Annotated in this window: 20 protein-coding genes; 10 read left to right on the forward strand and 10 right to left on the reverse strand. The window is 55.7% G+C overall.

Annotated features, from left to right (window positions below; all coding sequences use genetic code 11):
- The 5 genes from ACT3RR_RS12775 to malQ all read left to right on the forward strand — a co-directional run bounded on the left by ACT3RR_RS12775 (nt 1) and on the right by malQ (nt 6,904).
- Nucleotides 1-657 (forward strand): 3-keto-L-gulonate-6-phosphate decarboxylase UlaD, encoded by a 657-nt coding sequence (locus tag ACT3RR_RS12775; RefSeq protein WP_034793873.1) that lies wholly within the window; start codon nt 1-3, stop codon nt 655-657.
- Nucleotides 658-667: 10 nt separating this feature from the next.
- Nucleotides 668-1,531: an L-ribulose-5-phosphate 3-epimerase gene (locus tag ACT3RR_RS12780; protein WP_154145688.1), complete on the forward strand. Its 864-nt coding sequence runs from the start codon at nt 668-670 to the stop codon at nt 1,529-1,531.
- On the forward strand, nt 1,525-2,214 hold the full coding sequence (locus ACT3RR_RS12785; RefSeq protein WP_185689053.1) for an L-ribulose-5-phosphate 4-epimerase: 690 nt from the start codon (nt 1,525-1,527) through the stop codon (nt 2,212-2,214). Before ACT3RR_RS12780 ends, ACT3RR_RS12785 begins: the two co-directional genes overlap by 7 nt.
- Nucleotides 2,215-2,396: 182 nt before the next feature.
- Nucleotides 2,397-4,817 (forward strand): maltodextrin phosphorylase, encoded by a 2,421-nt coding sequence (malP, locus tag ACT3RR_RS12790; RefSeq protein ID WP_496200442.1) that lies wholly within the window; start codon nt 2,397-2,399, stop codon nt 4,815-4,817.
- A gap of 8 nt (nt 4,818-4,825) precedes the next feature.
- Nucleotides 4,826-6,904, forward strand: a complete 2,079-nt coding sequence (gene malQ, locus ACT3RR_RS12795; RefSeq protein ID WP_496200443.1) for a 4-alpha-glucanotransferase — start codon at nt 4,826-4,828, stop codon at nt 6,902-6,904.
- A gap of 57 nt (nt 6,905-6,961) precedes the next feature.
- Here malQ and nfuA read toward each other — a convergent pair whose 3' ends face one another.
- Entirely contained in the window at nt 6,962-7,537 is a 576-nt protein-coding gene (nfuA, locus tag ACT3RR_RS12800) for a Fe-S biogenesis protein NfuA (RefSeq protein WP_353503616.1), read from the reverse strand.
- A 59-nt stretch (nt 7,538-7,596) separates the two neighbouring features.
- Nucleotides 7,597-8,286, reverse strand: coding sequence for a DNA utilization protein GntX (gntX, locus tag ACT3RR_RS12805; protein ID WP_353503615.1), 690 nt, complete (start codon nt 8,284-8,286; stop codon nt 7,597-7,599).
- A gap of 44 nt (nt 8,287-8,330) precedes the next feature.
- Between gntX and bioH the strand changes: the two genes are divergently transcribed.
- The 3 genes from bioH to ACT3RR_RS12820 all read left to right on the forward strand — a co-directional run bounded on the left by bioH (nt 8,331) and on the right by ACT3RR_RS12820 (nt 10,398).
- Nucleotides 8,331-9,101 carry a pimeloyl-ACP methyl ester esterase BioH gene (gene bioH / locus ACT3RR_RS12810; RefSeq protein ID WP_496200444.1) on the forward strand — a complete coding sequence of 257 codons (771 nt, stop codon included), beginning with the start codon at nt 8,331-8,333 and terminating at the stop codon, nt 9,099-9,101.
- 230 nt (nt 9,102-9,331) lie between these two features.
- Entirely contained in the window at nt 9,332-9,607 is a 276-nt protein-coding gene (locus ACT3RR_RS12815; RefSeq protein ID WP_034793855.1) for a YdgH/BhsA/McbA-like domain containing protein, read from the forward strand.
- Between the two features lie 170 nt (nt 9,608-9,777).
- On the forward strand, nt 9,778-10,398 hold the full coding sequence (locus tag ACT3RR_RS12820; RefSeq protein WP_353503613.1) for a malonate decarboxylase holo-ACP synthase: 621 nt from the start codon (nt 9,778-9,780) through the stop codon (nt 10,396-10,398).
- Here ACT3RR_RS12820 and ACT3RR_RS12825 read toward each other — a convergent pair.
- The 5 genes from ACT3RR_RS12825 to greB form a co-directional block, all read right to left on the reverse strand.
- Nucleotides 10,395-10,634, reverse strand: coding sequence for a FeoC-like transcriptional regulator (locus tag ACT3RR_RS12825; protein ID WP_353503612.1), 240 nt, complete (start codon nt 10,632-10,634; stop codon nt 10,395-10,397). The genes ACT3RR_RS12820 and ACT3RR_RS12825 overlap by 4 nt on opposite strands.
- Nucleotides 10,635-10,643: 9 nt before the next feature.
- Nucleotides 10,644-12,959: a Fe(2+) transporter permease subunit FeoB gene (gene feoB, locus ACT3RR_RS12830; protein ID WP_496200445.1), complete on the reverse strand. Its 2,316-nt coding sequence runs from the start codon at nt 12,957-12,959 to the stop codon at nt 10,644-10,646.
- 72 nt (nt 12,960-13,031) lie between these two features.
- Nucleotides 13,032-13,256: a ferrous iron transporter A gene (gene feoA / locus ACT3RR_RS12835; RefSeq protein ID WP_353503610.1), complete on the reverse strand. Its 225-nt coding sequence runs from the start codon at nt 13,254-13,256 to the stop codon at nt 13,032-13,034.
- A gap of 384 nt (nt 13,257-13,640) precedes the next feature.
- Nucleotides 13,641-15,986, reverse strand: a complete 2,346-nt coding sequence (locus ACT3RR_RS12840) for a Tex family protein (protein ID WP_496200446.1) — start codon at nt 15,984-15,986, stop codon at nt 13,641-13,643.
- A gap of 113 nt (nt 15,987-16,099) precedes the next feature.
- Nucleotides 16,100-16,588 carry a transcription elongation factor GreB gene (gene greB, locus ACT3RR_RS12845; RefSeq protein WP_353503608.1) on the reverse strand — a complete coding sequence of 163 codons (489 nt, stop codon included), beginning with the start codon at nt 16,586-16,588 and terminating at the stop codon, nt 16,100-16,102.
- Between the two features lie 284 nt (nt 16,589-16,872).
- Between greB and ompR the strand changes: the two genes are divergently transcribed.
- The gene (gene ompR / locus ACT3RR_RS12850; RefSeq protein WP_009635740.1) at nt 16,873-17,592 is read left to right on the forward strand and encodes an osmolarity response regulator transcription factor OmpR; all 720 of its coding nucleotides are present in this window, start codon (nt 16,873-16,875) and stop codon (nt 17,590-17,592) included.
- Nucleotides 17,589-18,950, forward strand: coding sequence for a two-component system sensor histidine kinase EnvZ (gene envZ / locus ACT3RR_RS12855; RefSeq protein WP_396131873.1), 1,362 nt, complete (start codon nt 17,589-17,591; stop codon nt 18,948-18,950). The genes ompR and envZ overlap by 4 nt, the downstream gene beginning before the upstream one ends.
- Nucleotides 18,951-19,600: 650 nt before the next feature.
- On the opposite strand, the gene pckA is transcribed toward envZ, so the two are convergent.
- From pckA to hslR, 3 genes are all read right to left on the reverse strand, one after another.
- Entirely contained in the window at nt 19,601-21,220 is a 1,620-nt protein-coding gene (gene pckA / locus ACT3RR_RS12860) for a phosphoenolpyruvate carboxykinase (ATP) (RefSeq protein WP_496200447.1), read from the reverse strand.
- A 247-nt stretch (nt 21,221-21,467) separates the two neighbouring features.
- The gene (hslO, locus tag ACT3RR_RS12865; RefSeq protein ID WP_353503605.1) at nt 21,468-22,352 is read right to left on the reverse strand and encodes an Hsp33 family molecular chaperone HslO; all 885 of its coding nucleotides are present in this window, start codon (nt 22,350-22,352) and stop codon (nt 21,468-21,470) included.
- A gap of 30 nt (nt 22,353-22,382) precedes the next feature.
- Entirely contained in the window at nt 22,383-22,787 is a 405-nt protein-coding gene (hslR, locus tag ACT3RR_RS12870; RefSeq protein WP_353503604.1) for a ribosome-associated heat shock protein Hsp15, read from the reverse strand.
- Nucleotides 22,788-22,789: the final 2 nt, after the last annotated feature.

A 22,789-nucleotide genomic window follows, 5' to 3' on the forward strand; every position in this document is an offset into this window, starting at 1 on the left:
ATGTCTAAAACATTACCGATGTTGCAGGTTGCGCTTGATAACCAGTCGATGGATGACGCCTACAAAACCACGCGCCTGATAGCTAATGAAGTCGACATTATCGAAGTGGGTACCATTTTGTGCGTGGCGGAAGGGGTTCGCGCCGTCCGTGATTTGAAAGCACTGTATCCAGAAAAAATCGTATTAGCCGATGCCAAAATTGCTGACGCAGGGAAAATTTTGTCGCGCATGTGCTTTGAAGCCAATGCCGATTGGGTGACGGTTATCTGCTGTGCTGACATCAATACCACCAAGGGCGCGTTGGAAGTCGCAAAAGAGTTTGGCGGCGACGTGCAAATTGAACTGACAGGCTACTGGACGTGGGAACAGGCTCAGGAGTGGCGCGCTGCCGGAATTCAGCAAGTGGTGTATCACCGCAGCCGTGACGCACAGGCCGCCGGCGTAGCCTGGAGCGATGCCGATATTACGGCAATTCAACGCCTGTCCAGCATGGGCTTTAAAGTCACCATCACCGGTGGTCTGGCGCTGGAAGATCTGCCGCTGTTTAAAGATATCCCGGTGCACGTCTTTATCGCTGGTCGCAGTATTCGTGATGCGAAAGACCCGGTCGAGGCCGCTCGCCAGTTCAAAAAATCAATCAGCCAGCTTTGGGGCTAAGGACAGCGCAATGATGCACAAAGCCGTTCCACTCGGTATTTATGAAAAGGCCCTGCCTGCGGGGGAAGACTGGTTCGCACGCCTGAAAATGGCCAAAGAGCTAGGCTTTGATTTCGTCGAAATGTCGGTCGATGAAAGCGATCACCGATTGGCGCGGCTGGACTGGAGTCGCGAACAGCGAATGGCGGTGGTAGATGCCGTTGCCCGCACCGGTGTTCGCATTCCTTCCATGTGCCTCAGTGCGCATCGCCGTTTCCCACTTGGGTCCGAAGATGATGCCACCCGCGCGCAGGGGCTGGAGGTCATGCGTAAAGCCATCGTGCTGGCGCAGGACCTTGGCATTCGAGTTATCCAGCTTGCGGGCTACGACGTCTATTATCAGGAAGCCAATGACCACACCCGCGAGCGTTTCCGCGCTGGCCTGAAAGAGGCCGTGGAGATGGCAAGCCGCGCGCAGGTCACGCTGGCGATGGAAATCATGGATTACCCGCTGATGAATTCCATTAGCAAAGCTTTAGGCTACGCCCACTATCTGAACAATCCGTGGTTCCAGCTCTATCCCGACATCGGCAACTTATCGGCGTGGGATAACGACGTGCAAATGGAACTGGCGAGTGGCGCAGGCCATATCGTGGCGGTACACGTTAAAGACACTCAGCAGGGCGTGTTTAAAAATGTGCCTTTCGGCCAAGGCGTGGTGGAGTTCGAACGCTGCTTCAAGACGCTGCTCGACACCGGCTATCGCGGCCCCTATTTGATTGAAATGTGGAGCGAAACCGCGATCGACCCAGTTAAAGAGGTGCGCGAAGCTCGCGCATGGGTGGTAGATAAAATGCAGAAAGCCGGGTTAAACGTGGAGGCCGCAGTATGTTAGAGCAACTGAAAAGACAGGTTTTCGACGCCAATATGGCGCTGCCTGCGCGGGGTTTAGTCACCTTTACTTGGGGCAATGTCAGCGGCATCGACCGGACCTCCGGCCTGATGGTGATCAAACCCAGCGGCGTAGAGTATGAAGTGATGAGTGCCGACGACATGGTAGTGGTGAATATGCTGGGTGATGTGGTCGAAGGGCATTTCAAACCTTCTTCTGACACGGCAACCCATCTCGCGCTCTATGCCCGTTACCCAGAGCTGGGCGGCATTGTTCACACGCACTCAACCTATGCCACTTCATGGGCGCAGGCCAATGCACCTATTCCCGCGCTGGGTACCACTCATGCTGACTACTTCGCGGGGGCGATCCCCTGTACTCGACCACTCAGCCGAGCTGAAGTGACGGGTGAATATGAGCTGGAAACGGGCCACGTGATTGCCGAAACGCTGGGGGACGCTGACCCCTTGCATATGCCCGGCATTCTGGTTTCGCAGCATGGCCCCTTCTGCTGGGGAACCACGCCTGAAATGGCGGTACACAATGCCGTGGTGCTGGAAGAAGTGGCAAAAATGGCGTGGATAACCGGCACCCTTAACCGGCAATTACCGCCGATGGATGACTATCTTCTGAACAAACATTTTACTCGCAAACATGGCCCGGACGCTTATTACGGCCAGAATTAGCGCTGTTGCTTGGCCTCCAGCCGTAATATTTACCAACAAATCCCTAAGCTTATCGCGCCCTCGCGATGAGCTTTTTTGTCCTATTGGGTTTATACCTATAGTTGATCCCAGATCACAGATTTCGCTTTCATGCAGAACAGACTTCTTCTCCCGTAGTGTAACGAAAAGGAAAGAGCTGCCTTATGACCAAGCCCACTCTCAAGCAGGACGTTTTTTTGGCGGCGCTAACCCGCCAATGGCAAGCCTTCGGGCTCACTTCCGCCAAGGACATGACTTTACATCAATGGTGGCATGCCGTTAGCGCCGCCGTCGCCGAACAGCTTCCCCCCCAAAACGACACCGTTCCCGCCAGCAAAAAGCGCCAGAAGATAACGCGCCATGTGAACTACATTTCCATGGAGTTTTTGGTGGGGCGTTTGACGGGTAACAACCTGATTAACCTAGGTTGGTTCGACACCGTCGCTGACGTGCTGAAGCAGTTTGATATTAACCTCAGCGACTTGCTGGAAGAGGAAATTGACCCGGCTCTGGGCAATGGGGGCTTGGGGCGATTGGCCGCCTGCTACCTCGACGCCATGGCCTCCGTCGGCCAGCCTGCGATTGGCTATGGGTTGAACTATCAATACGGTTTGTTCCGCCAACGCTTTGTCGATGGGCAGCAGAAAGAGTCGCCGGACGATTGGCATCGCAACCAATATCCGTGGTTCCGCCACAACAGCTCGCTGGCCGTCAGCGTGGGTATCGGCGGGAAAATCGTCAAGAACGATGCCGGCGTTAGCCGCTGGGAGCCGGAGTTTACCCTGCGTGGCGAGGCTTGGGACTTGCCGGTGATTGGCTATCGCAACGGCGTCACCCAGCCGCTGCGCCTGTGGGAAGCCACCCACCCGCACCCCTTTGATTTGGAGAAATTCAACGACGGTGAGTTTCTTAAAGCCGAACAACAGGGCGTGGATGCCGCCAAACTGACCAAAGTGCTGTACCCCAATGATAACCATCAGGCCGGCAAACGCCTGCGCCTGATGCAGCAATATTTCCAGTGCGCCTGCTCGGTGGGCGATATGCTGCGCCGCCACCACTTCCTTGGGCGGAAAATTGCCGAACTGCCGGACTATGAGGTGATTCAGCTCAACGACACCCACCCCACCATCGCCATCCCCGAAATGCTGCGTGTGCTGCTCGATGAGCACCAGCTTAGCTGGGATGATGCCTGGCACATCACCAGCCGCACCTTTGCTTATACCAACCACACATTGATGCCAGAAGCGCTAGAAACCTGGGATGAAAAGCTGGTGCGCAGCCTGCTGCCGCGACACTTCCAGATAATCAAACAGATCAACGCCAACTTTAAGAAAGTGGTCGACAAACAGTGGCCGGGCGACGAACAGGTGTGGGCCAAACTGGCGGTTCATCATGACAAGCAGGTGCGCATGGCGAACCTGTGCGTGGTGGCCGGGTTTGCCGTCAACGGCGTCGCCGCGCTGCATTCTGATTTAGTGGTGAAAGACCTGTTCCCCGAGTATCACCAGCTGTGGCCGGAAAAATTCCACAATGTCACCAACGGCATCACGCCGCGCCGCTGGATTAAACAGTGTAATCCGGCGCTTTCGGCGCTGATCGATAAGCGTCTTGAGACGGACGCGTGGGTGACCGATCTCAGCTTGCTAAAGCAGCTGGAAAGCGGCGTAAAAGACAAAAAATTCTGCAAAGAGTACCGCAAGATAAAGCATGACAATAAAGTGCGCCTTGCCGAGTACGTCTGGCAGCGGCTGGGGATCAAACTCAATCCGAACGCCATCTTTGACGTGCAGATTAAGCGCCTGCATGAGTACAAACGCCAGCATCTGAATCTGCTGCACATCTTGTCGCTGTATAAGCAAATTCGCGAGAATCCAAAACTGGATATCGTCCCCCGCGTTTTCCTGTTCGGCGCGAAAGCCGCTCCGGGCTACTACTTGGCGAAAAACATCATCTATGCCATCAATCAAGTTGCCGAGGCGATCAACAACGATCCGATCGTCGGCGATCGCCTGAAAGTGGTGTTTATCCCCGACTATTCTGTGTCGGTGGCGGAGTTGATGATCCCGGCCGCCGATGTCTCAGAGCAGATTTCCACCGCCGGTAAAGAGGCGTCGGGCACCGGCAACATGAAGCTGGCGCTCAACGGTGCGCTGACGATCGGCACGCTGGACGGCGCCAATGTTGAGATTGCCGAGCAGGTGGGGGATGAGAATATCTTTATCTTTGGTCTGGACGTTGATGGCGTTAAGGCGCTGCAAAAGAAAGGCTATAAACCGCAGAGCGTGGTGAAAAAGGATAAACATCTCAAAGCCATTCTCGACGAACTCGCCAACGGCTTCTTCACCAAAGGGGATAAACACGCTTTTGATTTGATGCTTAATAGCTTCAAAGAGGGCGGCGACCCTTATCTGGTACTGGCCGATTTTGCTGCCTATTGCGAGGCGCAGAAAAACGTCGATGCACTTTACCGCGACGCCGACGAGTGGACCCGCCGCGCTATTCTCAACACGGCTCGCGTCGGCATGTTTAGCGCCGACCGCTCGATTCACGATTATCAGCAACGCATCTGGCAGGCCAAACGGTAGGAGCAGGAATGGAGGGCAAGCAACTCGAACACGCGGCACAGCAGGCAGGTATTGTAGACAGTTTTATCAATATGCAGGATGAAGTGCAGTCAGTTTCTGATGAAACCAAGCAGGCGCTGCTCTCCGCCATGGGGCGCGCCGAGCAGGATCTTAGCTCGGCGTCGCCACTGCCCGCCGTGCTGGTGTTTCATGAGCACCAGCCGGTGGAGCTAGCGCCGCAATATTCGTCGGATTTGCACTGGCAGCTAACCTTGGAAAATGGCGATGTTTCCTCCGGGGAGCATGTCGCCAACCAGCCGCTGCGTTTGCCGAAAAACCTGCCGACGGGGTATCACCAGTTAACCCTCAGCCACGGCAAGAAACAGTGGGGCTGTCGCATCATTATCGCGCCGTCTCGCTGTTACGAGCCGCAGGCCGTACTCAATGGCGAGAAGCTTTGGGGCGCGACGGTTCAGCTTTACACCCTCAGGTCAGAAAAGAACTGGGGCGTGGGGGATTTCGGCGACCTCAAGCAGATGCTGGAGCAGGTCGCCCAGCGCGGCGGGGCATTTATTGGCCTCAACCCAATTCATGCGCTCTATCCGGCCAACCCGCTTAGCGCCAGCCCCTACAGCCCATCGTCGCGGCGCTGGCTGAACGTCACTTATATTGATGTTAGCCAAGTGCCTGAATTTATTGAAAGCGAAGAAGCCCAGAGCTGGTGGAGAGAACCGGAAACCCGCGATGCGCTGCATCAGGCGCGCAGCCGGGAATATGTCGACTATGCGCAAGTGATGAAGCTGAAATCTGACGGGCTAAAACTGGCGTGGAAGACCTTTGTCGACACGCCGGAGGCCAGTCAGCGCAAGCGTGACTTTCGCAGTTTTGTTCATTTGGGCGGCGAAAGTCTGTATCAGCTTGCTGTTTTCGACGCCCTGCATATTCATCTGCGGGATTTGGACTTGGGCCTGTGGGGCTGGCCTGTGTGGCCGGAAACCTACCGCGACATTAACAGCCCCGACGTGGTGGCTTTTCGCGAGCGCTACGCCGACGAAGTAGAGTTCTATTTATGGTTGCAGTGGTTAGCCCACGAGCAATTTTCTGACTGTTATGAAACCAGCGTTGAGCTGGGAATGCCCATAGGTTTATACCGCGATTTGGCCGTTGGCGTGGCCGAGGGCGGGGCTGAAACCTGGTCTGACCCCAACCTCTACTGTTTGCGGGCGACGGTCGGCGCGCCGCCGGACCTGCTCGGGCCGCAGGGGCAGAACTGGGGGCTTCCGCCGATAGATCCCCACGTAATGCAAGAGCGCGCCTATCAGCCATTTATCGATTTACTGCGCGCCAATATGTCGCAGTGCGGTGCGCTGCGCATCGATCACGTGATGGGGCTGCTGCGGCTGTGGTGGATCCCCGCCCACGAACATGCGGCGAAAGGGGCTTATGTGCGTTATCCCCTGCAAGACCTGCTCGGCGTGCTGGCCTTAGAAAGCCAGCGCCACCGGTGCATGGTGATTGGCGAAGATTTGGGTATCGTGCCGCAAGAGATTGTCGCCAGCCTGCGCGACAGCGGCGTTTACTCCTACAAAGTGCTCTATTTCGAGCAGGAGAAAAAAGGCGTTTATCGCGCGCCGGGAGAGTACATCACGCAGGCGATGGCCACGGTAACCACTCATGATTTACCGACTCTGCGCGGCTATTGGGAAGGGGGCGATCTCACGCTCGGTGAGAAGCTGGGGATTTACCCGGATGCCAGCGTGCTGGCGCGGCTGCGCGCCGAGCGGGAAACCAATAAGCAGAACCTGCTGGATGCGTTGCATCGTCAGGGCTGCGTAGCGAAAAGCGTCGGAAAACAGGCCAGCCGGATGTCGATGACCCCAGCGTTAAATCGCGGTTTGCAGCGATATCTGGCGGGCAGCGCCAGCGCCTTACTGGGCCTGCAACCTGAAGATTGGCTGGACATGGCGACGCCGGTCAACGTGCCCGGCACCAATACGGAATACCCCAACTGGCAGCGCAAACTGACTCACAGCCTCGAGGAGATGTTTAGCGACGAGTGGGTCAATCGGCTGATAAAGGATTTGGACCGAAGGCGCAAAAAGGCATGAAAAAAGGGTTCAACTTAGCTGAACCCTTCTGTTTTCTAGCCTTGGCAAGCTGTTCTATTAGTAGAACGAGTGCTCGCCGCGCTGGTGTTCGGTCAGGTCACGAACGCCTTTCAGCTCTGGGAAGTTTTCCAGCAGTTCTTTCTCGATGCCGTCTTTCAGGGTGACATCAATCATTGAACAGCCGTTACAGCCGCCGCCGAATTGCAGAACCGCGATGCCGTCATCGGTGATTTCCATCAGAGAGACGCGGCCGCCGTGGCTGGCAAGCTGTGGGTTGATACGAGATTGCAGTTGATATTCAACGCGTTCCATCAGCGGCGCGTCGTCAGAAACTTTACGCATTTTCGCATTAGGGGCTTTCAGCGTGAGCTGTGAGCCAAGCTGGTCGGTAACAAAGTCGATTTCAGCATCAGCCAGATAAGGCTTGCTCAGCTCGTCGATGTAAGCGGACAGCTTTTCGAATTTCAATTCAGTATCCGTTGCTTCCACCGCGTCAGGTGGGCAGTAGGACACACCGCACTCCGCGGTCGGCGTACCGGGGTTGATCACGAATACGCGGATCTGGGTGCCTTCTTCTTGGCTTGCCAACAGTTTGGCAAAGTGCGCTTGGGCAGCATCGGTAATAAGAATCATAACATTGGCTCAATAGTTGACTACTCCAGTTGGTTATAATACGCCCTTTACTTAGCCGACTACAAGGTGCGACAAACGCACCAAATCTGTAGCGAGGCAATCCCCTGATTTCTCAGTAACTTACTGATTTCACATAATGTGCTACCCGTTGTAACAACATCATCAAGCAGCGCAACATGCTTGCCGTGGAAGTTTTCGCGGCAAATAAAGGCTCGGCGTAGATTCATTTTTCGTGCTGATTCGGAAAGCCGTTGCTGCGGCGGCGTGGCGCGAATTCGCTGCAAAGCATAGGGGTGAAATTGGCATTGCAACCAGTGAGCCAGCGGCGCGGCCAGCAATTCGCTCTGGTTATAGCCACGTCCAAAGTAGCGTCGGCGATGTAAAGGCACGCTGAGCAAAATATCCGGGCGAACCAACTCGCCGGCCCGAAACCGCGCCAGCCAGCGAAACAGCAGCAGCCTGGCGAGCGGTATGGCCAGCTCGGGCTGTTTGGCGAATTTCAGACGCATCACTAAGCCGCTGAGTGGCGCAATGTAGTCACTCACTTGCACCAAGGCGTCCCACGGCGGCGGCTTGCGCAGGCAGCGCCCGCAGTCGAGTTTGGCGTGGCTGCTGGATAGGCCGCAGCGCGGGCAGCAGGGCGGCGGCACGGGGAGGTATTTGACGCAAACGCTACAGATGCCGTGCCGCGCAAGATGCAGCGGCTGTTGGCATAGCCAGCACTGCGCCTGAATTGTTATCCTTAACATCACTTTTCCCTCAGTGGATTTCGAAACCCAACGGACATTACCCTATGAATAAGCTCTACTGGCAGACCTTTGGTGAAGGCGATCTCGATCTTGTGCTGCTTCACGGATGGGGGCTGAGTGCGGAAGTCTGGCGTTACACCGCCGAGCGACTCGCGCCGCATTTTCGGCTGCACCTGGTCGACCTGCCGGGCTATGGCCGCAGTGAAGGTTTTGGGCCGATGAGTATTGAGGAGATGGCCGACACCGTGCTGGCCGCCGCGCCAGAAAAAGCCGTGTGGCTAGGCTGGTCGCTGGGCGGGCTGGTCGCCAGCCAGATTGCCCTGAGTGCGCCAGCGCGCGTCGAAAAGCTGATCACCGTGGCCTCTTCCCCCTGTTTTGCCGCCCACGACGAGTGGCCGGGGATTAAGTCCGAAGTGCTGCACGGTTTCCAGCACCAGCTGAGTGAGGATTTCCAGCGCACGGTGGAGCGTTTTCTGGCCCTGCAAACGCTGGGCAGCGACAGCGCCCGTCAGGATGCCCGCATGTTGAAGTCGGTTGTGCTGGGCCAGCCGATGCCGTCGGTAGAGGTGCTCAATGGTGGATTAGAGATTTTGCGTCAGGTGGATTTGCGTCAGGCTATGTGCCAACTCAGCGTGCCGATGCTGCGAATTTATGGCGCGCTCGACGGTCTGGTGCCGCGCAAAATTGTGCCGTTATTGGATGCCCTGTGGCCGGAAAGCGAGTCGCATATCATTGAAAAATCGGCCCATGCGCCTTTTATTTCTCACCCAGAAGCCTTTTGTGAGCAGATAAAGCAGTTCGCTGTCACACATTGAAATTTCATGTAAATATTTTATACATTTCTACTGGATATTTTTTGGGCGTGACTAATACTTAGGCAGATAATACCGAACAGTGATTGTCGGGCCAGCCTATGGCTCGGTGACATCACGCCGCGTTTCTGGGGGATTTTGGTGTCAGGCCAGGAAGGTTACGCCAGCGCGGGTTTCATCGTCGGTATTGTCATGGGAGCTTTATCAAAATAATCACTCTTAGAGGTAACTTCATGAAATCTTATAAAATTATGGCAGCAGTCGTTCTGGCAGGCGTATTCTCAACCAGCGCAATGGCGGCAGAGTTGATCACTAAAGAAGTGGCACAAGAGAAAGGTTTGGTTAGCCTGGGTACCATCACGACCAGCAATGAATACACTGCACCAATGGACGCGCGCGAAGAGCTGTCCAAGCAGGCTGATGAGAAAGGCGGCAAATACTTCGTGATCATCGGTGGTCAAGAGAAGAAGAAAATCAGCGCAACGGCTGAAGTCTTTAAAGACAAATAAGTTTTTAACGGCAAATAAGTTTTACGGTCTTCACGAGAAGGGTGCCTAAGGGCGCCCTTTTTTATGGAGCATTCTTCAGGTTAAGTTCGCGGGCGGGTTGTGTATCATTAGCTGACTACCCTTTATTGCAGTGGGGTTTTTGCTGCTTTGAATAATAAGGAAGCTAAACGATGAGTTTGCCGCGTGCCCATGACCTGATTTGGATTGCCGACCGTTCGGCGCTGGAAAGTGATCAAGCCTTGCCCGAGTGGGTAAGCCACTGGCGGACGCATTTACCGCTGGTGGTGCGTCGGGGGCAGCGTGCTGATGGCGCAATCGCCGTGGGAATTCGTGGTATGACGCGCACTCAGCGGGCGACGGCCTGGGTGGCACCTTCCTCCATCGTGCGTACCGTGACGCCGGAATCGCTAGTCGCCAATCCGGTGTCATTACTGCATTCACGCTTTATTTCCCTGCCTCCAATGCAGTCGCTGATCACCTTCGCCAGCCTGAAATGGCCGTGGACATGGGGTGTGATCGGTAGCTGCGCCTACACTATGGCCAGTGATATCCCGGCGATGCACGCCGACAGCAATCTCGACTTGCTGATCCGCTGTGACCAGCCGGTATCGCCAGAGGCGTTCCGTGAGTTGAGCAATACTTTGCAGCAGCTGCCGTGCCGCACCGATGTACAAATCGTGACGCCGCAGGGCGACTTTGCCCTCGGCGAGTGGTTGCAGGGCGGTGAGGTGGAATTAGAAACGGACGCGGGCTTGGTGCAAGTCCGCGATCCGTGGCAATCGCTGAGTTAAGAGGGGATTAGCCGGTAGCTGACGGTCAGACATTTTTTGCCGTCTGCACAACTTTTGCAGCTGCCGCTGAGGCAGCTGTTATCAGGTTCAACGGCCTCCAGCTTTCTCATCGCTACCAGTTTGTCGAGCATCGCCTGCACCAGCGGCTGCGGCGCTTTCAGTTGCAGGCTCAGCTGGCGTGCATCGGCCATTCCGGCCAGTGCGACGTTATCGCGAACGGCTATCAGAGAAGTCATCTCAACTCCTTAATGGCAATCGTTAACTGCCGGCTGGCAGCAGGCGGCGACGTTGCGCGGTTTCAGCGTGACGGTCACGCGGCTGCGCATTTTCCTCAGCGCCACCAACACCAGCGCATTAAAAGCAATCACGGTGAGAATGATGCCCAGACTGCTGGCCGGATGCTGGCTAAAGGTGGCGGTCTGGAAGAACAGGGTTGCCAGCGAATAGGCCACGTTCAGCCCCCAGGCGATGGAGAAGGACATCCATCCACGGCTGGTTTCGCGAGCGATGGCCCCCATGACCGACACGCAAGGCACATACAGCAGCACAAAGATCAGGTAGCTATAAGCTGAAATCGCCGTGCCAAATTTACTGCTCATCACGCCCATCGAGGTGGCAGCCATTTCGCCGTCGCCCTTGCTGGCTTCAATCGGGTTCGACAGCACGCTCAGGCTGAAGGTGTCTTTCAAACCCTGCCAAGTTTCGTGTACCGCGCCATTCAGTTCATCCAACAGGTTGAAGTTGGCGGCATCAAACTCCTGCGTGGTGATGTGCTCGGCGGTATATAAGGTGTTGAGCGTGCCGACCACCACTTCCTTTGCCATCGCGCCCGTCACCAGTCCGACCGTCGCCTGCCAGTTGTCTTCGTGAACGCCCATCGGTTTCAGCAGCGGGGTTAGCACTTTACTGACGCTGGCCAGCGCCGAGTCATTAATGTTGTCCACCGCCTTGCCGCTAAAGGAGAAACTGTTCAGCGCGCCGATACAAATACTTGCGATAACAATGACTTTACCCGCGCGCAGCACAAAACTTTTCAGGCGCTGCCAGGTTTGCAGCAGCAGGCTTTTCAGATGCGGAATGTGGTAAACCGGCAGTTCCATCACGAAGGGAGAAGCTTCACCGCGCATGATGGTGTATTTCAGCACCAAGCCGGTGAGAATGGCGACCACAATGCCGAGCAGATAGAGCGAGAACACCACGGAGGCGCCGCTCTGGCCAAAGAACGCGGCGGAGAATACGGCAAAAATCGCCAGACGCGCGCCGCAGGACATAAAGGGCGCCATCATGACGGTCATCAGCCTTTCGCGCGGCGCGTCCAAGGTGCGCGCGCCCATAATCGAAGGCACATTGCAGCCGAAGCCGACGATCAGCGGCACGAAGGATTTGCCCGGCAGCCCCAAGGCCTGCATCAGTCGGTCCATCACGAACGCGGCTCGCGCCATGTAGCCGGAGTCTTCGAGGAAGGAGAGGAACAGGTACATCATGCCAATTTGCGGCACCAGGGGCAGCACGGTGTTGATACCGCCGCCAATCCCCTGCGCGAGGAAAATCGTCAGCCACTGCGGGAAGTGCAGGGTGAAGCCAACCCACTGCATGCCCTGAATGAAGACAGCCGCCGAGCCGATATCGAAAATCGGCTGCAGCGCGCCACCGATGTTAATCGCCAGCAGGAACATCAGGTACATCACCAGCAGGAAAATCGGCACGCCGAGGAAACGGTTGAGGATCACCCGGTCGAGAAGTTGCGTCATGCGATTCGGCGCGGTCAGGTGTGAATTACTTACCGCCTCGCACAGATTGACGATGCTCTGATAGCGCGCATCGGCGATCAGCAGCGCCGGGTCTTCATGCTGCTGGCTGACCAGCCTTTGGCGCACGGCGGGCAATAGCGCGGCGGCTTGCGGGGCGTGAGTCTGGCTATAAATGTCGCCTTCCAGCATCTGCAAGGCCAGCCAGCGGCGCTGTTGTAATGGCAGAGTGTCGGGCATGGCGTCGGCCATGGCGTCCACTTCCTGCTGTAAAATCGGCGGGTAAATCACCCGAGAGAGGTCAGAGGCGGCAGGGCGGCTATCAATGCATTTTTTCAGCTCGCTGATGCCGCTGGCGCGGGTAGAAATCAGCGCAATGACCGGGCAACCCAGCCGTTTTTCCAGAGCAGAAATATCAATAGTGATGTTCTGGGTCTGGGCAATATCCAGCATATTCAGCGCCACAATGCAGGGAATGCCAAGCTCCAGCAGTTGCAGCGTTAAGTAGAGGTTTCGCTCCAGATTCGAGGCATCCACCACGTTGATTATCAGGTCGGCGTCGCCGCTGAGAATGTAGTGGCAGGCAATTTGTTCGTCGAGCGAGGTTTGCTCGGAGATGGTGGTGAGCGAGTAGGTGCCGGGTAAATCAACCAGCGTGACCTGATGCCCGGCCGTGGAGAACTGGCCTTCTTTGCGCTCGACGGTGACGCCTGCCCAATTCCCCACGCGTTGACGTGCGCCAGTTAATTGGTTGAAAAGGGTGGTTTTGCCGGAGTTCGGATTACCAATTAAGCCAATAGTCAGTGCTTTCATACGTTGATTTCTACGTGAGAGAAGAGAGCGGCGCGGGCATTAAATTAAAGCGAGCCCGCGCTGAAAAAATCATCAGGCCTGAATTTCCAGCTTTAGCAGGTCGAGGTCTTTTTTGCGCACGACCAGACTGGTGCGACGGGTTTCGATTTGTACCGGATCACCCATGGGCGCTACGCGGATAATATTGAACAGAGAGCCGGGCAGCATGCCCAGTGACAGCAGTTTCTGCCGATAAGCCGGGCTGATTTCATGTGAAAAGCCGGTAATTTTATAAGCACGTTGAGAGAGTAGTTGCATAGGTCCTCGCGAAGCGTTCAGGCGGAATGGGGACGGCGATAGCGCCGTGCTTCCTTGCCCGGTTATTACCCCCTGACTGGGGTAAATCGTTGCGAAATAGGGTCTGGTTGGTGTCCGGCGAAGCCTTGCCAGACTAATTACTTTTAGAAGTAAAAATGCGAATAGTTATCATAATTAGTACGCACGAAGAGAGTTAAAAAAGGGACATTCCCTAAAAGACTCCCTTCGCGATGGGGCTATCCTATTCCTCTGTTAGGGCAGATTTATTGATTTAACTCAGTGATTACGTGATTAGTAATCATTCAAGAAGTAGGGGTATTGGCGGGAATAATAAAAAAGCCGCTGAAATTCAGCGACTTTGAGTAAGAGCAGAAATTGGCGCTTTTAGTGCTTTTTACCAAAGGCGGCGGCGAGGGCGTCGCCCATCGCGCTGTTGCCCGCAGGCGTAGACGCCGCGCGTCCGGCCGGTTTGTTCGGCGCACCGCGCTTTTGCGCGTCACGGCCGCTGCCACCGGCAGGGGCCGCCGAACCGCCACCGCGACGAGCCGAGGTTTCGCCCGGCTGCTCGTCAAGACGCATGGTCAGGGCGATACGCTTACGCTGCAAGTCCACTTCCATCACTTTCACTTTAACGATATCGCCCGCTTTGACCACGGTGTGTGGGTCATCGACAAACTTATTCGCCAGCGAAGAGATGTGCACCAGACCGTCCTGATGTACGCCGATATCCACGAAGGCGCCGAAGTTGGTCACGTTAGTCACCGAACCTTCCAGCACCATGCCCGGCAGCAGGTCATTCATGGTTTCAACGCCGTCAGCAAAGGTCGCGGTTTTGAACTCAGGGCGCGGATCGTGCCCCGGCTTTTCCAGCTCTTTGATGATGTCGGTCACCGTCGGCACGCCGAACTGCTCGTCGGTGAACTCGCTGGCTTTCAGGCCGCGCAGGGCGTTGGAGTCGCCCATCAGCTCTTTCAGCGCCAGATTGGTGGCCGCCAAAATGCGCTGCACCACCGGGTAAGTTTCCGGGTGAACGGTTGAGGCATCCAGAGGGTTATCGCCGTGGTTGATACGCAGGAAGCCCGCGCACTGTTCAAAGGCTTTTGGCCCCAGGCGGCTCACTTTCAACAGCTGCTCACGGTTGCGGAACTGGCCGTTTTCGTCGCGCCAGCTAACAATATTCTGCGCCATCATGCGCGTCAGGCCCGCGACGCGAGTCAACAACGGCACCGATGCGGTATTGAGGTCAACGCCCACGGCGTTCACGCAGTCTTCCACCACGGCATCGAGTTTCTTCGCCAATTGGGTCTGGCTGACGTCATGCTGGTACTGGCCGACACCAATGGATTTCGGATCAATTTTCACCAGCTCGGCCAGCGGGTCTTGCAGGCGGCGGGCAATAGAAACCGCGCCACGAATAGACACGTCGAGGTCGGGGAACTCCTGCGCCGCCAGCTCAGAGGCTGAATAGACCGACGCGCCCGCCTCGCTGACAATCACTTTCTGCGCTTTCACTTCTGGGAACTGTTTTTGCAGGTCGAGGAAGAAACGCTCGGTTTCGCGAGAAGCCGTGCCGTTGCCGATAGCCACCAGTTCAACATTGTGTTTGATGCACAGCGCCGCAACCTGCTGGGCCGCTTTCGCCGCCTGACCGGTGTGTGGGTAAACGGTGTCAATGCCGACCAGCTTGCCGGTGTTGTCGACTACCGCCACTTTCACGCCGGTGCGCAGGCCGGGGTCGAGGCCCATGGTGGCGCGCATTCCGGCCGGAGCGGCCATCAGCAGGTCGTGCATGTTGCGGGCGAAGACGTTAATCGCTTCGTCTTCGGCGCGCTCGCGCACCGTGCTCATCAGCTCGGTTTCAAGGTGCAACAGCACTTTGATGCGCCATGTCCAGTTGACCACAGCGCGACGCCAAACGTCGGCTGGCGCATTGTTCAGGCGCAGCCCGAGGTGCTCAATGATCAGCTGTTCGGCATAGCTCTCTTTTGGCGCTTCGTCATGCTGCGGATCGGCGTTCAGCGCCAGTTGCAGCACGCCTTCGTTGCGACCACGGAACATCGCCAGCGCGCGGTGAGAAGGGACTTTGGAAATCGGTTCGTGATGGTCGAAGTAGTCGCTAAATTTCGCGCCTTCCTGCTCTTTGCCATCGACCACGCGAGAGACTAAGTGGGCATTCTTCCACAGGTAGTCGCGAACTTTGGCCAACAAGCTGGCATCTTCGGCGAAACGCTCCATTAAGATGTAGCGCGCACCGTCAAGGGCGGCTTTGGTGTCGGCGACGCCTTTTTCTGCATCAACGAATTTGGCTGCGGTGGCGTCCGGCTCGTTTTGCGGCTCATTCCACAGCAGGTCGGCCAGCGGCTCGAGGCCAGCTTCAATGGCGATTTGCCCGCGAGTCCGGCGCTTAGGTTTATACGGCAGGTATAAATCTTCCAGCTCGGTTTTACTCAGCGTGGTGTTAATCGCTTTGGCGAGGTCATCGCTCAGTTTGCCCTGCTCCTCAATGGATTTGAGAATGGTTTGGCGGCGATCTTCAAGTTCACGCAGATAGCCCAGACGGCTGTCCAACTGACGCAGTTGGGTATCATCCAACCCACCGGTGACTTCCTTACGATACCGCGCAATAAATGGCACGGTATTACCTTCATCCAGCAGACGCACCACGGAAGCAACCTGCTCCGGGCGAACCTGCAATTCAGTTGCGATAATGCGGCTCAGTTGATCATTCATAGGCTTTTCATTCGTTGAGTGACATAAAAACTGGGGGACAGTTATACGTTTTGAGGGTGAAAAATGCCAGTTATCTGGCCCTTCTCACCGGCGTTTTGAGAGTCATGGAAGGTTTACGAACTTGGCGCTTGTTCATCATAGTTGATTTCATTCACATACCACATGGCTTCGCCCACCGGGGTTTGCACCACGGCGCTGTCGCCCACCTCTTTCTTCAGCAGGGCGCGGGCCATCGGCGAGTCGATAGAAATGTAATCTTTGCGGCCAAAAATTTCGTCATAGCCGACGATGCGAAAACGCTTGGTGTCGCCGTCGTCATTTTCGATATCAACCCAGGCCCCAAAGAACACTTTGCCTTTTTGCTGCGGCGAGTAATCGACAATGCGCAGTTGCTCAAGGCACTTGGTCAGATAGCGCACCCGGCGGTCAATCTCGCGCAGGCGCTTCTTATTATATTGGTAATCGGCGTTTTCACTGCGGTCGCCAAGGCTGGCAGCCCAGGTGACTTTCTTGGTCACTTCGGGCCGCTCTTCGCGCCAGAGGAAGTCCAGCTCTTGCTTAAGTTTGTTATAACCTTCGCGGGTAATCAGTTTGGTTTTCATATTCTGTTCACGAGTGAGTCTGTGCGCCAAAGGGGGATATTTTCATAGCCGGGTTGCAGGCTCAAGATTGCTAGAGCAAATTAGCCGGAAAGAGGTAAAGTGGCAATCATGCTGATTTATGTTAACGGGGGCGTGAGTAGCCGCTGAAAATTGTTGATAAATTAGGAAAAGCATAATCTTTGTAACAATTTCGACTAGAATATATACCATTAATAGCTGTCTGTTTTAGCACGAATTTCTAACAATACAGACTTCGGGTATTCATGCCTTTGGGAGTAATAAAAATGCAAGAGAATCATAAGATTCTGGTTGTTGATGACGATATGCGCCTGCGGGCTCTTTTAGAACGTTACCTGACCGAACAAGGTTTTCAGGTACGCAGCGTAGCGAACGCCGAACAGATGGATCGCTTGCTGACTCGTGAATCATTCCACCTGATGGTGCTGGATTTAATGCTTCCTGGCGAAGACGGCCTGTCCATTTGCCGCCGCCTGCGCAGCCAAAGTAACCCGATGCCAATCATTATGGTTACCGCGAAAGGTGAAGAAGTTGACCGTATCGTTGGTCTGGAAATCGGCGCCGATGACTATATTCCTAAGCCATTTAACCCGCGTGAATTGCTGGCCCGTATCCGCGCCGTGCTGCGCCGTCAGGCTAATGAACTGCCGGGCGCGCCTTCTCAAGAAGAAGCGGTGATCTCCTTCGGTAAGTTCAAACTGAACCTCGGCACCCGCGAGATGTTCCGTGAAGATGAGCCTATGCCATTGACTAGCGGCGAGTTTGCCGTGTTGAAAGCCTTGGTTAGCCATCCGCGTGAGCCGTTATCTCGCGACAAGTTGATGAACTTGGCCCGTGGCCGCGAATACAGCGCCATGGAGCGTTCCATCGACGTGCAAATCTCCCGCCTGCGTCGCATGGTGGAAGAAGATCCGGCACACCCACGTTACATCCAAACCGTTTGGGGCTTGGGTTATGTCTTTGTACCGGACGGCAGTAAGGCATGAGACGAATACGCTTTTCACCGCGTAGCTCGTTTGCCCGAACCCTGCTGTTGATCGTCACCTTGCTGTTCGTCAGCTTGGTGACGACCTATTTGGTCGTGCTGAATTTCGCCATTCTGCCGAGTCTGCAACAGTTCAATAAGGTCTTGGCTTACGAAGTGCGTATGCTCATGACCGATCAGTTGCAGCTGGAAGATGGCACGCTGCTGGCCGTTCCTCCGGCATTCCGCCGCGAAATCTACCGCGAGCTGGGGATTTCCCTCTATACCAACTCTGCCGCTGAAGAGAGCGGGCTGCGTTGGGCGCAACATTACGAATTCCTCAGTCAGCAAATGGCGCAGCAGCTCGGTGGCCCAACCGATGTTCGCGTCGAAGTGAACAAGAATACCCCGGTCGTGTGGCTGAAAACCTGGCTGTCGCCTGACATCTGGGTGCGCGTACCGTTGACCGAAATTCATCAAGGCGACTTCTCCCCGCTGTTCCGCTACACCTTGGCGATTATGCTGTTAGCCATAGGCGGCGCATGGCTGTTTATCCGTATTCAAAACCGACCCTTGGTGGAACTCGAACACGCCGCATTGCAGGTGGGTAAGGGGATAATCCCGGCCCCGCTGCGCGAGTACGGCGCGTCTGAGGTGCGTTCGGTGACCCGCGCGTTCAACCAGATGGCCGCCGGCGTGAAGCAGCTTGCCGACGACCGAACCTTGCTGATGGCCGGTGTCAGCCACGACCTGCGCACGCCGTTGACCCGTATTCGTTTAGCGACGGAGATGATGAGCGACGGCGATGGCTACCTCGCGGAGTCCATCAACAAGGACATCGAAGAGTGCAATGCCATTATTGAGCAGTTCATCGATTATCTGCGCACCGGGCAGGAGTTGCAGACCGAAGAGTGCGATCTCAACTCGATTCTCGGCGAAGTGATTGCCGCCGAAAGTGGATACGAGCGTGAAATCGATAGCGATTTGGTCAGCGGCGAAGTGCTGGTCAATGTGCATCCGCTGTCTATCAAACGCGCCGTGGTGAATATGGTGGTGAACGCCGCCCGCTACGGCAACGGCTGGATAAAAGTTAGCAGCGGCAAGGAGTTGCAGCGCGGTTGGTTCCAGGTTGAAGACGACGGCCCCGGCATTGAACCAAGCCAGCTGAAGCACCTGTTCCAGCCATTTGTTCGCGGCGACAGCGCCCGTACTACCAGCGGCACCGGACTAGGTTTAGCGATTGTGCAGCGCATCATCGATGCCCACGCCGGTTCGCTAGATATCGGCCGCAGCCCGCGCGGTGGACTCCGCATTCGGGCATATTTACCCCTGCCGGTGGAGAAGGCAGTTGTGACTTCACTTCCGCAGAAAACCGTTTGAGTTAAGGGGGTATAGCCCCTTGCTCCTCAAGCCTTAAGTTCAAATTCAAAACCGTGGGCGTCGGCCCACACCGACCAAGGGAGGCGTAAACGCGCCTCCCTTGGAACCCTGCGTTTTTTATTGCTGTGAGATCGAGGCTTCGCAGGGTTGGAATGGACGTGTTTCAGTCACCATAATGACAGCCGCGAAAAGCCGCCGCTTAGGCGGTTCCCTCGCTGCGGGATTACAACCCGCGCAAAAAAGGCGCGGTTTTCCACCTCTTGCTCGGCGTCATTTCTGAACGCGGCCTACTGGCATTTACGCCGAACCGTTTCATTCAATTCGCAAAACAAACCTGAACCTACTGAAAAGGGACGATTGAAAAGCCTCAAAACCGCGCTCAAAAATGGCGCCGAATGAATGGTTCGAGACCAAAGGCTCGAAGCCTGAAATTCGGGAACCGCCTAAGCGGCGACATTTTGCGGTGTGAACTGAAGTGACTGAAACATGTCCCTCCAACAAGCGAAGCGCGCAGTAAAAGAGCCGGGGATTCTCAAGGGGCGCGGCGATAGGCGCCCCTTGAGGCCGGTGTGGCGGCAGCGCACGACCTTGACCTTAAGGCCGGTGTGGGCCGGCGCCCACGACCTTGACCTTAAATTTGCTAAAGCTTTTTAAAGCTTTGGCCCCGCCGCGACCAACCGCGCTCCCGCCTCGGTATCCGTGTACTTATCAAAGTTAGTCACGAACTGCTGTGCGAGGTCGTGGGCCTTCTCTTGCCATTGCTCGACGGAACCGTAGGTGTTGCGCGGGTCGAGGATGTGGGTATCGACGCCCGGCAGTGCGGTTGGCACGGCGAGGTTGAATACTGGCAGAGTGAAGGTTTCGGCGTCATCGATGGTGCCATTCAGGATGGCGTCGATGATGGCGCGGGTGTTCTGGATAGAAATGCGTTTGCCCGTGCCGTTCCAGCCGGTGTTCACCAGATAGGCTTGAGCTCCGGCAGCTTCCATACGTTTTACCAGCACTTCGGCGTACTGTGTCGGGTGCAGCATCAAGAAGGCTGCGCCGAAACAGGCGGAGAAGGTTGGGGTGGGCTCGGTGACGCCGCGCTCGGTCCCTGCCAGCTTGGCGGTGAAGCCAGAGAGGAAGTGATATTGGGTCTGATCGGCAGTCAGGCGTGATACCGGCGGCAGAACGCCGAACGCGTCTGCGGTCAGGAAAATCACCTTGGTCGCGTGGCCCGCTTTCGACACTGGCTTGACGATGTTTTGGATATGGTAAATCGGGTAGGAAACGCGGGTGTTCTCGGTTTTCGAGTTATCGTCGAAGTCGATTTTACCGGCGGCATCTACCACCACGTTTTCCAACAGCGCGTCGCGGGTGATGGCGCCATAAATGTCTGGCTCGGCTTCTTTACTCAGCTTGATGGTTTTGGCGTAGCAGCCACCTTCAAAGTTGAACACGCCGTCGTCATCCCAGCCGTGCTCGTCGTCGCCAATCAGCTGGCGTTTCGGGTCGGTGGAGAGAGTGGTTTTGCCGGTGCCGGACAGGCCGAAGAATACCGCCACGTCGCCTTTTTCGCCGACGTTGGCGGAACAGTGCATGGAGGCAATACCTTGCAGCGGCAGCAGGTAGTTCATCACCGAGAACATGCCTTTTTTCATCTCGCCGCCGTACCAGGAGCCGCCAATCAGCTGAATGCGCTCGGTCAGGTTAAACGCGACAAAGTTTTCAGAGTTCAGACCTTGCTGCTGCCAGTTCGGGTTGGTGCATTTCGCGCCGTTCATCACGATGAAATCCGGCTCGAAGTTTTCCAGCTCGGCGTCCGTTGGGCGGATGAACATGTTTTTCACGAAATGCGCCTGCCAGGCCACTTCGGTAATAAAGCGGACTTTCAGACGTGAATCCGCGTTGGCGCCGCAGAAGGCGTCGATGATGAACAGGCGTTTAGAAGAGAGTTGCTGAGTCACCAGCGCTTTCAGCTCGCTCCACACTTCCTGGCTGAGCGGCTTATTGTCATTCTTCCCTTTGCCCTGATCGGCCCACCAGACGGTGTCTCGAGTGGTGTCATCGCGCACAATGTACTTATCTTTTGGCGAACGACCGGTAAAGATTCCGGTATCAACATTCACCGCGCCCAGCTCAGTGACTTGACCACGCTCAAAACCTTGCAGACCGGGTGCTGTCTCTTCTTTGAAGAGCAGGTCGTAATCCGGGTTATAAACAATTTCGCGGGTATCCTTGATACCGTAGGTGGCCAGTTTTTCTTTGCTGAGATGGTGGGTCGGCATGTCCCTGCTCCTAGATCGGATGGTCAAATCTGAACGGCTTTGTGGCCGCCATGTAAAATGAAATGCACTGCAATTGTAAAGATTTATGGCTTTTTATCTGCGGTTTTCTTCAAAGAATGGCATCTATGGCGGGTTTTTTGGCAGTTCTGAGAGACAGTGCACGAAGACGGTGTAACGAAAGTAAAGTAATTGAATGAAGCCGGAGCAATGTCAGACATTGCTCCGTATTTGATGGTGTTTATGGCGTTTAGTGAACGGCGCTGTCGGCGTCCGGCAGATTGCCGCTGGCTTTGTAGGTTGCCAGGTCCATGGCGTCGAACGCGTAATCGCTGCCACAGTAATCACAGTGCATTTCGATTTTGCCATCTTCTTCCAGCATCTCGAGCACTTCTTCGCCCGGCAGGGTCATCAGGGCATCTGCACAACGCTCACGGGAGCAGGTGCAGCGGAAGCAGACGTCTTGCGGTTCGTAGACCGTCACTTCTTCCTGATGATACAGGCGGTACAGCACTTCGGTGGCTGGCAGGGTGAACAGCTCTTCCGCTTTGATGGTGGTGGTCAGCTGTGACAGGTGGCTGAACTCTTCCGGGTCAGTCTCTTGCGCAGGCAGCACTTGCAGCAGCAGGCCGCCCGCCGCGGCTTTACCCTCGGACTCGCCGGTACGGATAAAGATGCGCGTTGGCAGCTGCTCTGAACGTAGGAAGTAGTTTTCCAGACATTCCGCCAGCGTTTCGCCTTCTAAATCAACCACGCCCTGATAGCGCTCACCTTCCGTTGGGGAAATGGTGATCACCATGTAGCCGTTGCCAATCATCTGCTTCAGCGAGCTGTCGGCGGCGATATCGCCTTGCAGACGGGCCACGCCGCGCATCTCTTGCTTGTTGTTGCCGTTAATAACCGCCAGCTTCAGTGGGCCATCGCCCTGAAGTTGTACGGTGATGTCGCCATCAAACTTCAGCGTGGCGGTCAGCAGGCTGGTCGCCACCAACATCTCACCCAGCAAGGTGCGAACTTCTGCCGGATAGTCGTGGCCAGCGACGATTTGCTCAAACGTCTCGCTGAGGGAAACCAGTTCACCGCGCACAGCGTGGTTTGTGAACAGGTAGCGGTGTAATTGGTCATGATTGGACATACTGTTCTCTCTACTTAAGCGACTTTCCGTTTATTCGGCATCGCCATATTTAAATTTAATCAGGTTGCGGCGCTCCTTCTTATCAGGGCGCCGATCAGGATGTGGCATGGCATTCATTTTACGCGCCTCAGAGATTTTCTCTCGGCTGGTAATGCTTAGTTCAGTTTCCTGATAAAGCTTTTGCGCCTCTTCGGCGCTTCGCCGCTGGGTTGTCAGGTCCAGAACCACGACGGTTTTTTCATCATTTCCCTGACGCAGTTTGATTTCGGCATTCACTTCAACCAGCTTACTCGGCTTGCCGCGCTGGCCGTTGTAATGCACTTTGCCGCCATCAATCATCTCACGCGCTAAGGCTCGCGTTTTGTAAAACCGCGCGGCCCACAGCCATTTGTCGAGGCGAACCCCGTTGTCATCCTCTGGCGTTTTGCCTTTCATAT

This window comes from Ewingella sp. AOP8-B2-18 (assembly GCF_052376015.1).
In the GTDB taxonomy this organism is placed as follows: domain Bacteria; phylum Pseudomonadota; class Gammaproteobacteria; order Enterobacterales; family Enterobacteriaceae; genus Ewingella; species Ewingella allii.